The sequence below is a fragment of the Flavobacterium longum genome, assembly GCF_965137575.1.
GTDB classification, from domain to species: domain Bacteria; phylum Bacteroidota; class Bacteroidia; order Flavobacteriales; family Flavobacteriaceae; genus Flavobacterium; species Flavobacterium longum.
Window position 1 is genome coordinate 153,665 of record NZ_CBCRZJ010000003.1, and the last position, 12,704, is coordinate 166,368.

The 12,704-nt window shown below is 49.8% G+C and carries 7 protein-coding genes; 5 read left to right on the plus strand and 2 right to left on the minus strand.

What is annotated here, in order from left to right:
• Positions 1-73 precede the first annotated feature (73 nt).
• From ACM9J1_RS06315 to ACM9J1_RS06330, 4 genes are all read left to right on the plus strand, one after another.
• A complete protein-coding gene (locus ACM9J1_RS06315; protein ID WP_415581186.1) occupies positions 74-646 on the plus strand; it encodes a cob(I)yrinic acid a,c-diamide adenosyltransferase in 573 nt (190 codons plus the stop codon).
• A 151-nt stretch (positions 647-797) separates the two neighbouring features.
• On the plus strand, positions 798-1,019 hold the full coding sequence (locus ACM9J1_RS06320) for a DUF2795 domain-containing protein (protein WP_022828503.1): 222 nt from the start codon (positions 798-800) through the stop codon (positions 1,017-1,019).
• An 86-nt stretch (positions 1,020-1,105) separates the two neighbouring features.
• Complete coding sequence (secA, locus tag ACM9J1_RS06325; protein WP_415581187.1) at positions 1,106-4,444, plus strand: preprotein translocase subunit SecA; 3,339 nt, start codon at positions 1,106-1,108, stop codon at positions 4,442-4,444.
• A gap of 70 nt (positions 4,445-4,514) precedes the next feature.
• The gene (locus ACM9J1_RS06330; protein ID WP_415581188.1) at positions 4,515-5,054 is read left to right on the plus strand and encodes a hypothetical protein; all 540 of its coding nucleotides are present in this window, start codon (positions 4,515-4,517) and stop codon (positions 5,052-5,054) included.
• A 324-nt stretch (positions 5,055-5,378) separates the two neighbouring features.
• On the opposite strand, the gene ACM9J1_RS06335 is transcribed toward ACM9J1_RS06330, so the two are convergent.
• Positions 5,379-8,243: an ATP-binding protein gene (locus ACM9J1_RS06335; RefSeq protein WP_415581189.1), complete on the minus strand. Its 2,865-nt coding sequence runs from the start codon at positions 8,241-8,243 to the stop codon at positions 5,379-5,381.
• A gap of 75 nt (positions 8,244-8,318) precedes the next feature.
• On the opposite strand from ACM9J1_RS06335, the gene ACM9J1_RS06340 reads away from it, so the two are divergent.
• Positions 8,319-11,267: a tail fiber domain-containing protein gene (locus tag ACM9J1_RS06340; RefSeq protein ID WP_415581190.1), complete on the plus strand. Its 2,949-nt coding sequence runs from the start codon at positions 8,319-8,321 to the stop codon at positions 11,265-11,267.
• Here the strand turns inward: ACM9J1_RS06340 and ACM9J1_RS06345 are convergent.
• Positions 11,258-12,670: an FAD-binding oxidoreductase gene (locus ACM9J1_RS06345; protein WP_415581191.1), complete on the minus strand. Its 1,413-nt coding sequence runs from the start codon at positions 12,668-12,670 to the stop codon at positions 11,258-11,260. The genes ACM9J1_RS06340 and ACM9J1_RS06345 overlap by 10 nt on opposite strands.
• Between the last annotated feature and the right edge of the window lie 34 nt (positions 12,671-12,704).

A 12,704-nucleotide genomic window follows, 5' to 3' on the forward strand; every position in this document is an offset into this window, starting at 1 on the left:
AGAAGGCGGGTCGTTTATACTAGTCGAGTTACTTCATTATTCATTATTAATTATTAACTATTAACTCACCAAAATGAAAGTATACACCAAAACCGGCGATAAAGGAACAACAGCATTATTCGGCGGCGATCGCGTCCCGAAACACCACATCAGGATTGAGAGTTACGGCACGGTGGACGAACTCAATTCGCACATCGGGCTGATCCGGGACCAGGACATGAACGCGCATTACAAAGACGTGTTGATCCGGGTGCAAGACCGGCTTTTTACCGTAGGCGCGATTTTGGCCACACCGCCTGAAAAAGAGGTGTTGAAAAACGGCAAATTGCGGTTGAATATTCCCCGGATTTCAGGCGCCGATATTCAATTGTTGGAAAAAGAAATCGACACGATGGAGGAAAGCCTGCCGCCGATGACACATTTCGTGTTGCCGGGCGGGCATACAACCGTGTCATATTGTCATATTGCGCGTTGCGTGTGCCGCCGTGCCGAGCGTTTGGCCGTACATTTGAATGACATTGAGCCAGTCGACGTGTTGGTTTTGACCTATCTGAACCGACTTTCTGACTACCTTTTCGTACTGGCACGCAAGTTGACTTCGGACCTTTCAGCCGACGAGGTGAAGTGGATTCCACAGAAGGATTAAGCGAACATTTTTACGGCCTAAAAACACTTTAAGCAATTGATTTTCTGTTGTTTAAAAACACGTTCTTGCCTTTTTCAATAAAAAATCAAATTTTACTTGACTTTCTCAGTAATAAATTTATTTTTGCAGAAACTTTAAAAATCGACAGAAGATGTATTGGACATTAGAATTGGCGTCGTACTTAAGCGATGCTCCGTGGCCAGCTACGAAGGATGAACTGATTGATTATGCGATTCGCGCCGGCGCACCGCTGGAAGTAGTTGAAAACCTGCAGTCTATAGAAGACGAAGGCGAAATCTACGAATCGATGGAAGAAATCTGGCCCGACTATCCTACAGACGAGGATTACCTCTGGAACGAGGACGAATATTAAAAAATAAAAACCTTACGTAAAGTCTCTTCGGAGGCTTTTTTTTTGCGTAAATTTGCACACTTTTAAAAATAGAATTACACACGAATATGAGCTTCATTAACAGCATTCTCAAAGTCTTTGTTGGCAACAAATCCGAAAAGGACATCAAGGCCATTCAGCCGCTAGTCGCCAAAATTAAAGCCCTTGAGCCAACTTTGGCTGGCTTGTCTCACGACGAGCTCCGCGCGAAGACCGACTATTTCAGAAGTAAAATCAAGGAGGCGCGCGCCGAGAAAGATGCCCAGATCGCTGCCCTGAAAGCCGAAGCCGAACAAATACTCGACATCGACAAGAAAGAAGACATCTATGCCGAAATCGATTCACTCGAAAAAGACGCTTACGAAATCTCCGAAAAAGTATTGAACGATATTTTGCCGGAAGCCTTCGCAGTCATGAAGGAAACCGCGCGTCGTTTCAAGGAAAATACACAAATCAAAGTTACCGCGACGCCGCTGGACCGTACGCTATCGGCTACCAAACCATACATTACCCTCGAAGGTGATTCGTCCGTCTGGGCCAACTCCTGGAACGCAGCCGGAAAGGAAATCACCTGGGACATGATCCATTACGACGTACAGCTCATCGGTGGTATCGTGTTGCACCAAGGCAAGATTTCCGAGATGCAAACCGGTGAAGGTAAGACACTCGTGGCCACGCTCCCGCTCTATCTCAACGCACTCACCGGAAACGGCGTACACTTGGTTACAGTGAACGACTATTTGGCCAAGCGTGACAGCTCTTGGAAAGCGCCAATCTTTGAATTCCTTGGCATTACCGTGGATTGCATCGACAACTACCAGCCAAATTCCGAAGCCCGTAAGAAAGCCTATGAAGCCGACATTACGTACGGCACGAATAACGAATTCGGTTTTGACTATTTGCGTGACAACATGGCACACACGCCAGGCGATCTGGTGCAGCGCAAACACAACTATGCGATTGTGGATGAGGTTGACTCGGTCTTGATTGACGACGCCCGTACGCCACTCATCATTTCCGGACCGGTTCCGCGCGGCGAAGAGCATGAGTTCGATGCGTTGAAACCGAAGATTGAAAACCTTGTGACCTTGCAGCGTCAAGTGGCCAATGGTTTTCTGACTGAAGCCAAACGACTCATTCGCGAAGGCAATACCAAAGACGGCGGCTTCAATTTGCTCCGCGCCTACCGTGCCTTGCCGAAGAACAAAGCGCTCATCAAATTCCTCAGTGAAGAAGGCGTGCGTCAAATCCTGCAGAAGACCGAAAACCAATACATGGCAGACAACAACCGCGAAATGCCGAAGGTTGACGAAGCCTTGTATTTCGTGATCGAAGAAAAAAATAACCAAGTGGAATTGACCGACAGCGGCATCAAGTTCCTTTCGTCGGATACCGATGATAATTTCTTTGTCTTGCCGGACATCGGGACCGAAATCGCCAACATCGAAAAGCAAAAACTCGATAAAGATGCCGAAGCCGACGCCAAGGAAAAACTCTTCCAGGATTTTTCGGTGAAAAGCGAGCGCATCCACACACTCACACAGTTGCTTAAAGCCTATACGTTGTTCGAAAAAGACGTGGAATATGTCATCATGGACAATAAAATCCTGATTGTTGACGAACAAACCGGCCGTATCATGGACGGACGCCGTTACTCTGACGGTTTGCACCAAGCCATCGAGGCCAAGGAAAATGTCAAGATCGAAGCCGCGACGCAGACGTTCGCTACTATTACACTCCAGAATTATTTCAGGATGTACAGCAAACTGGCCGGTATGACCGGTACTGCGGTGACAGAAGCGGGCGAACTGTGGCAAATCTACAAACTCGACGTGGTGGAAATCCCGACCAACAGGCCGATTGCCCGTAAAGACAAGGACGACCTCATCTACAAGACCGCGCGTGAAAAATACAACGCCGTCATCGAAGACGTTACCGAATTGTCCAAAGCCGGAAGGCCGGTGCTGATCGGCACGACGTCGGTTGAAATCTCGGAATTGCTCAGCCGCATGCTCAAGATTCGCAACATCCCGCACAACGTACTCAACGCGAAACTCCATAAAAAAGAAGCAGACATCGTCGCCGAAGCCGGAAAGCCAGGCGTGGTGACCATCGCCACCAACATGGCCGGCCGTGGTACCGATATCAAGCTGACGCCTGAAGTAAAAGCCGCAGGCGGTTTGGCCATCGTAGGTACCGAGCGCCACGATTCACGCCGTGTAGACCGCCAGTTGCGCGGCCGTTCAGGTCGTCAGGGCGATCCAGGAAGTTCACAGTTTTACGTATCGCTCGAAGACAGCCTGATGCGCTTGTTCGGCTCGGAACGCGTGGCCAAAATCATGGACCGCATGGGCTTGAAGGAAGGCGAAGTCATCCAGCATTCAATGATGACCAAATCCATAGAACGTGCGCAGAAGAAAGTGGAAGAGAACAACTTCGGCATCCGCAAGCGCTTGCTCGAATATGACGATGTGATGAACGCCCAACGTGAAGTGGTGTACAAACGCCGCCGCCATGCCTTGCACGGGGAACGCCTCAAAGTGGACATCGCCAACATGTTGTACGACACCTGCGAATTGATCGTTACGACCAACAAAGCGACCGGCGATTTCAAGAATTTCGAGTTTGAATTGATCCGTTATTTCTCAATCACTTCTCCGGTATCGCAAAGTGATTTCGACAAATTGGGCGACATGGAACTGGCCGGTAAGGTCTATAAAGCCGCCATGGCTTATTACACCGAAAAGACAGAGCGCGCTGCGCGTGAACTCTATCCGCGTGTCAAGGAAGTATACGAAGATCCGAACAACCAATACGAGCGCATGATTGCCCGTTTCACCGACGGCATCAAAATGCTCGATGTGATTTCGGACCTGAAGAAAGCCTACGAAACCGAAGGCCGCCAATTGGTGAGCGATTTCGAGAAGAACATCACCTTGGCCATTGTCGATGAAGCGTGGAAAAAACACCTGCGCAAGATGGACGAACTCAAACAGTCGGTGCAATTGGCCGTACACGAACAAAAAGACCCGTTGTTGATTTATAAGTTCGAAGCGTTCAACCTATTCCGCAAAATGCTCGACGAGGTGAACAAAGAAGTGATTTCGTTCCTATTCAAGGGCGAATTGCAACAGAACCCGAACAACATCCAGCAGGCGCGCGAAGTCCGTCAGAAGGAAGAATACCAGACCTCAAAAGAAGACATCGACGAACCGCAACAGCAACAGGCTGCACCGCAACCACAACAACGTCAGGTGACGGAGACCATCGTGCGCGAAATGCCGAAAATCAACCGCAATGACAACGTCACGATCAAACACGTGTTGAGCGGCAAGACCGAAACCATGAAGTATAAGAAAGCCGAAAGCATGATTAGCTCCGGCGAATGGGTCGTTGTTCAAGACTGATTCAATCCGCAATAAAAATAAATCCTCAGTTCAAGCTGGGGATTTTTTTATATTTGACCAAACCTTACACATGAAAACGAAACTATTCTTGTTGCTGCTGCTGCTCACCGCCAGCGTTTCAGCACAGGCACCGGCTGCGTTGCAAAGTGAAGTAAAAAAACTTTACACGGCCTGCCACGACATTGACATCACCGCACTCACCGAAATGCTCTGCACGACCGAAGCCGACATATACGGCACACTGGACAGCTATTTCCTGAACGAAAATGACAAATTCCGTTACGTTTTCACCAATGTAAAATACAATTACAGCGCGCCGCAAACCATAGACGGCAAGACGTATTATTTGATCAACTTCCGCAATATGGTGCGCGTGACGTATTTTAAACCCATTGATGTTGCGGCCAAACAAGCCGAATTGAAAGCGTTGTTCGGCGCTACGGAGATTACTTATAACAAAGACAGGAATGCATTTCTTTTGGCGTATCCGGCCAAGATGCTGGCCATACAAGAAAGCGGCTGGAAATTCGCGTTCCTGGACAAGACCTTGCCTCCGGTCTCGGCAGGCTGCCTTACTGAAAATGTCAAAAAAGCGTTCGGGCTGCAATAAGGAATCAAAAATTCTGTTACTTTTAAACTGTCAATCACCTAATCCAAGAAATCATGGCAAAAGGACTCGATACCCGCAAGGCCGCGAAGAAAGAACCGCAAAAAACCGCCAAGGAAAAAAAGGCGGAGAAACGCGAGAAGAAGAATAATCCGAAAAGGGATTAAACAAAAAACCCGCTGCTAAAGGCGGGTTTTTCTTTCCCAAAAAAAACTAAAACAAATATCAATTCCGGAACCCCTAACGTTCCGGCCCAGTGAGATCTGGATTGATATTGGTCAAAGCTAAAAGTTATGCGGAGCCGCCACAATACGATATTCGTCGTATTTACGAATGCATGAGTTCACCAGGCGTGATGCCGTAGCGTGCCTTGAAAAGTTTGTTGAAATAGGAAGTGCTTTCCATCCCAACGGCGTACGACACTTCACTTACCGTAGGGAATGACTTATTCACGAGCAATAAATACGCTTCCCGCAACCTGATTTCGCTAATGTACTGCACCAATCCCATGCCTGTAAGCCGCTTGACTTCGGAGGTGAGTTTGCGGGGATGATAACCCAGGGCCGCCGCCACATCCTGAGTAGAAAGCGTTTCATCGGATAATCGCGCCAACACGAAACGGTCGACACCCGACAGCAACGTTTCCTCGAAATGCTTATCTGGCGGCAATACTTGGTCTTTATTTTCAAGCGCCCATTGGCGACGGTTCTCCACATTCTCGAGTAGCGTTTTTAGCCGCGCGATGAGTTCATCTTTATTGAATGGTTTTGAAATGAAATCATCTATGCCCAAACCGAATCCTTCAATCTTGTCGCGGGTGAGCGATTTGGCCGACACTAAAATAAAAGGTGTTACGGCATAACTCGGGATTTCCCGCAAATTTTTCCTAAAACCGAAACCGTCCAAACCGGGCATCATGATGTCGGACACCACCAAATCAAATTGCCGAGATTTCGCCAACTTCAAACCTTGCAAACCGTCTGAAGCGAAAAAACATTCAAAATGACTAGAAAGGATTTCTTTGTAGAACAAACTCAGCTCAGGATTGTCCTCAACAATTAATAGCGACGGCATTGCCTTTTCTGTAGATTGCGCCACCTTTCCCTCGAAAGTGTCATGGTCTTCACTTATCGATTTCTTTACCTGATACCTCTCGACCGGAATTGAAATCGTGAAAACACATCCTTGGCCTTCGGCAGTTTCGAGTGTGATGTCTCCGCCCAATTTCACGGCCAATGCCTTAGACATGGAAAGGCCAATCCCGTATCCGCCACTGTCCCGATTGCTTTCGGCTTGGTAAAATCGTTCAAAAACCTTGTCTTTTTCGTGCTCGGGAATCCCCGGCCCTGCATCTTTTACCGAAATACGCAATTGGCCTTCATCGTACCTGACCGACACGTCTATTTTCGGGCTTTCCTTTGCGTATTTCAATGCGTTACCGATAAGATTGTTCAGGATTTTCTCAAGTTTTGACCGGTCGGATTTAACGAAGGTATTGTCGGAAATATCGGTTGTAAAAACAATTCTAGTGAAGAACGAATTACCCTGGAAGTTCGCGATGATGCCGGCCACGAACGCATTTATGTAAATCTGATCGGTTCCGATTCGGTCTGCATCGTCAGACTTCAAAAGCAGCAACATGTCATTGGTATTCTCAAGCAACGATGTGCTGTTGGCGATGGCTTTCCCGAGATAGTCCTTTGCGGTCGCCGACGTGGTGTGCTCCATCGCCAAATCGAGATAACCGCGAAGCAAAGTGAGCGGCGTACGGATTTCATGCGCTACATTCTCGAAGAAGGTCTTCCTGAATTGGTTGATTTCCTTTTCTTTCTTCAGGCCGAGATCGAGCATCAGTTCCTTCCGACGGTGCCTGCCGATGTAACGTTGGTAAGCGATGATAATAATTGAAATGGCCAACACCGATAAAATAACAATGATATTCCGGGTAGCTTTCTGCCTTTCGATTATGAGGTTCTGGTTGGCAATTTCGGCTTTGCGTTGCTGGGTTTCATACTTCGCGGCAAAATCTTCGGTGATGCGGTCTTGCTTGCTCGCCAACAAGGTATCCATGATGCGGAGTTCGCGTTTGAGGTAATTGATTGCTTTCTGTTTTTCCCCGGTTTCCTGATAGACTTCCGCAAACGTCCGGTTGAAATTGTACCCGCCCAATGGATCGTTGATGTTGACATCGGCCAAATCCACCTGTGGATGGATGATGTCCACATACGTTCGCGCTTTCTGAAAATCTTTCAACCGCGTATAAACCAATGCGTAATTCACTTGCGCCGCGCGGATATAATAATCATCGTCATCGCGCACGGCAATCTGGTAAAGCAAATCGTTATTGGCCAATGCTTCCTGGTATTTTTTGAACTTGAAATTCAGCCCGAACAACACCAACGACACCGTCTTGAAAGCCTGGTCATCAAGCGGATTGTCGGTCTTGCCCAGCAACCGGTAGGCTTCTTTCACATAGCCGTACGCTTTCTGGTCGTCCGTCAGCGTTTGCGACAAATAGGTATAGGCATACGCGCGGGCGTTCTTCGTGGTAAATTCATTGAACTCGGCGTCAGACTGTGCGATATCGCGGCTGTATTTTACGGCTTGGAGATAATAATTCCGGGCGCGCTCATTTTGCTTGAACCATTGGTAAAACATGCCATTCTCAAGCAATAAAACCGTGATCAGGAACGGGTCTTTTGTCGCTTTGGCGTAGGTCAGCCCGTTCAAATAGTAGGATGAGGCCTTGCTGCTGCGCTTGACCATTTCAGAATGTCCGAGGATCGACCATGCCCTGGCTTGCAGGCCATTACTCTTACTTTTCTTGGCGATGTCCAGCAATTTCTTATGATACGTCGATGCATTGCCGCCACGATAGTCGACTTCTTCGGCCAACATCACGTACAATTCAAACTTGATGCTGTCGCAATGGCAGGTTTGCACGAGTGTCTCGGCTTCGCGGAGTAAAGAGAAATAGCGCTCGTCCGTGTCATCGGTTACCGTAAAATGGAATGCCTGGTCAACCAAAGCCCGAAACCGCTGCGATTGTTCTTGGGCATAAAATAAGGTCGGAAACAAAACAAGAAGAATCAAGCCTTTTTTCATGGTGCTGAAAGTCTGTGAGTTGCGGAATGAGAGAATGAAAGTAGCGAAAAAATCAGCATCCGTTCGGGCCCATCGGATTTTTTGCACAAACTGACATTTTTTTTACATCGTACAATATGGGTCGAAAATAATTTTGTCTGTGAAATCAACATCCGATTGATCATGAAGACATTACGCATCTTGCCGATACTTATTCCGATGGCGTTGACCGCCCAAGTCGGGATCAACACCACGACGCCCGGCGCGCAGCTTGACATCCGGTCCAGCAATCAGGCCGCGCCTACCCCAACCGACGGATTGCTCATCCCGAAGATCGATACATTCCCGGCGACGAACCCGGCGTCTGCACAAGACGGCATGCTGATTTATCTGACCATGCCATCTGGGTCCAACGCGCCGGGGTTTTACTATTGGGACAACTCGTCCAATGGCTGGCTGCCGGTCTCTGGTAAAAACGGCTGGTCCACGGCGGGCAACTCGGGCACGACAGACGGCGTCAATTTCATCGGTACAACCGACAACAAACCGCTGAATTTTAAAGTAAACAACGATGCCGCCGGACGTATTGACTTGGCGTTGGAAAATACGTTCTTCGGCTATCAATCGGGCAAAAATACTACCGGTAACCTCAACACAGCGGTAGGCAACCGCGCGCTCACCGCCAACAGTACGGGAATGGGCAATACCGCGCTAGGCAGGCTGGCACTCAACGCGAACACTTCGGCCAGCTACAGTACTGCGTTAGGATTGGAAGCCATGGAGTTCAATACGACCGGCGCGTACAATACCGCCGTGGGATGGCGTTCCCTGCGCAACAACCTTTCGGGCGTTGAAAATACGGCACTGGGCGTCGGCGCGTTGGAATTCGGGACCATTTCAAACCGAAATGTGGCCGTTGGGCGCGGCGCGATGTTCACTTACGGTACGGCAGGCCAAAATGTGGCCATCGGCAATTACGCGCTTGCCAACCAGTCATTCACCAATGGCGGCGCAGCTTATTACAGTAACAACACGGCAGTCGGCTACCAATCGATGTTCAACAACAACCCTACGGCGGCGAATAACGGGAACCAGAATGTGGCGCTCGGTTCGCAGTCGTTGTTCAGCAATACCACGGGTTCGGGCAACAGCGCCATTGGGTTCATGTCGTTGTTCAACAACGCCACCGGTGCGGGCAACGCGGCTTTGGGAAGCTACGCGATGACAGACAATGCCACGGGCAATTACAATGTAGGCGTCGGTTTGGAGGCATTGCAGTTCGGGGTAACTGGTTCGTATAACATTGCCGTGGGATGGCGCGCCCTGCGCAACAATCTCACCGGCGGGGAAAGCACGGCGGTGGGTGTAGGCGCGCTAGAAAACGGTACAATCTCCAACCGGAATGTGGCCGTTGGCCGGGGTGCGATGATCAACTCGGGGACGGCAGCCAACAACGTCGCGCTCGGGAACTATGCGCTTGCCAACCAGACGTTCACCAACGGCGGCGCGTCGTTCAACGCCAACAATACGGCTGTCGGTTATCAAGCCTTGTTCAACAACAATCCAACGACAACCACCAACGGCATCCAGAACATCGCCGTGGGCGCGCAATCCTTGTTCAACAACACGATCGGCACAAGAAATACCGGCATCGGTTTTCAGGCGTTGTTCAGCAATACCACAGGAACCAACAATTGTGCGTTAGGCAATATCGCCCTTCAGGACAATACGCTCGGGAACAACAACATCGCCATTGGCTATACCGCTGCCCAGAACAACACGACCGCCGGACACAACATCGCCATCGGACTCAATGCGCTCAGCAGCCAAAGCTTCAACAACGGCAATACCGCTTGGGTATCGTCCAATATCGCCATCGGCTACAATGCGCTCTTCGCCAACCAACCTACCACAACCAACAACGGCATACTGAACGTTGCCGTTGGAAACTATGCGCTGAATAGCAATAACACGGGCCGTGACAATACAGCGTTCGGGGTGTCGGCATTATTCAACAATACCTCCGCCGACCGAAATGTAGGCGTCGGAAACTATGCCGGTTATCACAGCACCGGCGCGCAAAACACTTTCATGGGATTTTGGGCGGGCTTGGGAAGTTTCGGGATGACTACCGGCTCAAACAATACGGGTATTGGCTACCAAGCGCTCAACAAAATCACTACTGGCGGAAAAAATGCCGCATTGGGCGAAAACGCCTTGTTTAATGTGACTTCTGGCGACAGTAATGTGGGTTTGGGCAGTTTTTCCTTGGCCAACCAGACCACTGGAAATTACAATACTGGAATCGGTGCATCGGCTGGCTATGGCGCCGGCACGTTCACGGGCAGTTACAACCTTTACGGCGGCCATGCCTCGGGAACAGCCAACCAGTCGGGCAGTAACAATGTTTTTATGGGCGCTTTCGCAGATGCCGGAACAAACAACCTGGCCTATGCCACAGCCCTAGGGGCAAATGCACTGGTCAATTGCAGCAACTGCCTGTCTTTGGGCGGTAGTACGGCAGCCACCAGAACCAACGTCGGCATCAACACCGCGACGCCTGGTTTCGGGTTGGAAATAAACGAAAAAAACGACGGCAGCGTGTATGGCGTAGGCCTGGGCTTGCGCTACACGAGCCGTACTTGGGAAATTTCCCATGCCAACACCAACGATTTGTGGTTTAGTTACAACGGTTTGTTGTCGGCTTACATTTCGAGCGTTGGCGGTACGTATAATGTATCTGACCGACGCCTGAAAACCGACATTGCGCCGATGGAAAGCGTACTCGACAAAGTGATGCAGCTTCGGCCGAGCCACTATCGTTTCATCAAAAACAACCCGGAACAAAAAACTTCCATGGGATTTATCGCGCAGGAAGTGTTACCATTGTTTCCCGAAGTAGTCAGCCACCGAAACATCGCCGATCCAAAATCTGAACTTCGTGATATTTATGCGGTCGATTACGCCAATATGGTCGTCATTGCGCTCAAGGCGATCCAGGAACAACAGGCAGAAATTGACGAGCTGCGTCAAACCATCGCGGACGAAAAGCGGCAAAAAGACTTGCTTCAGGCCCGACTCGATTCATTTGAACAACGGCTCCAACAACTGGAAGCGCAATCTCAGGATTGATCCGGAAATATTTTCCCCGGATTCAGGATGCCGTTCGGGTCAAAAGTATTTTTGATGCCTTTCATCAACGCCAATTGCACCGGATTGAACGCGATATCCATGTAGTTTTTCTGGACGTAACCGATGCCGTGCTCGCCAGACAATGTTCCTTTTAAGGCGACAGTCAGTTCAAATATTTCGCGGATGCCTTTCGGGACGTCGGTTTTCCAAGCGTCGTCGGTCATATTGCCTTTGACGATGTTCACATGCAGGTTCCCATCGCCCGCGTGCCCATAACAAACCGAACGGAAACCATATTTTTTCCCGATGGCCTTTATGCCTGCCAACAAACGCGGCAGTTCATACCGCGGCACGACTGTATCTTCTTCTTTATAGACGGAATTCGATTTGACGGCTTCGGCCACGTTGCGGCGCATCTTCCAAAGGGCATTTTTCTGGTCTTCGGTATCGGCGAACAAAATGTCATCGATACGGAACTGGCCCACCACGTCGGCTATTCTTTCGGCCTCAGAAAACAATACATCCGGAAAATTCCCATCGACTTCGATGAGCAGATGCGCCTGGATGTCGGGTTTGATGTCTACACTGATGCCTTCCACATACTCGAGCGCCCAATCGATGGCGTCGCGTTCCATGAACTCCAGTGCACTCGGTACGATGCCGGCGCGGAAAATCTCGGCTACGGCTTCGCACGCTTGTTTCGCCTCGAAAAACGGCACCAGCATCAGGATGTTGTGCGCATTCTTCGGAAGTAATTTCATGACGATTTTGGTGATGACGCCCAGCGTACCTTCGCTGCCTACCATGAGTTGCGTCAGGTTGTAACCGGTTGAGTTCTTCAGCGTATTGGCACCCGTCCAAATGATTTCGCCGTTGGGCAAAACCACTTCCAGATTGAGCACGTAATCTTTGGTGACGCCGTACTTCACCGCGCGGGCACCGCCTGCATTTTCGGCCACGTTGCCGCCGATGAAGCAACTGCCTTGACTGCTCGGATCCGGCGGATAGAACAATCCTTTTTCGGCCACGGCTTCGCGCAACACTTGTGTGATGACGGCCGGTTCAACAACCACTTGAAGATTCCTTTCATCGATTTCGACAATCTTGTTGAATCGTTCCATCGACAATCCGATGCCGCCGTGTATGGCCAATGCGCCACCGCTCAAACCCGTACGGCCGCCGATGGGCGTTACAGGGATTTGCCCTGCGTTGGCGAGTTTCATAATGGCCGAAATTTCCTGCGCGGTCGCGGGTTTGACCACGATCGCCGGCGGAAAAACATAGTCTTCGGTTTCGTCGTGGCCGTAATTCCTGCGGGTTTCATCGTCAGCAAAAACATAGGCGTTGCCCACGATGGCTTCAAGCTGCGCCACAGTGTGCGGCGGGATATTCATTGTTGTCATGGTCAGGATTCAATGCTTCAAAAATACTATTTAT

What these genes read in the sequence shown, in the direction of transcription:
- ACM9J1_RS06315 (WP_415581186.1), top strand. Translation starts at nt 74, where the DNA reads ATGAAAGTATACACCAAAACCGGCGATAAAGGAACAACAGCATTATTC.
- ACM9J1_RS06320 (WP_022828503.1), top strand. Translation starts at nt 798, where the DNA reads ATGTATTGGACATTAGAATTGGCGTCGTACTTAAGCGATGCTCCGTGG.
- ACM9J1_RS06330 (WP_415581188.1), top strand. Translation starts at nt 4,515, where the DNA reads ATGAAAACGAAACTATTCTTGTTGCTGCTGCTGCTCACCGCCAGCGTT.
- ACM9J1_RS06345 (WP_415581191.1), bottom strand. Translation starts at nt 12,670, where the DNA reads ATGACAACAATGAATATCCCGCCGCACACTGTGGCGCAGCTTGAAGCC.
- secA (WP_415581187.1), top strand. Translation starts at nt 1,106, where the DNA reads ATGAGCTTCATTAACAGCATTCTCAAAGTCTTTGTTGGCAACAAATCC.
- ACM9J1_RS06340 (WP_415581190.1), top strand. Translation starts at nt 8,319, where the DNA reads ATGAAGACATTACGCATCTTGCCGATACTTATTCCGATGGCGTTGACC.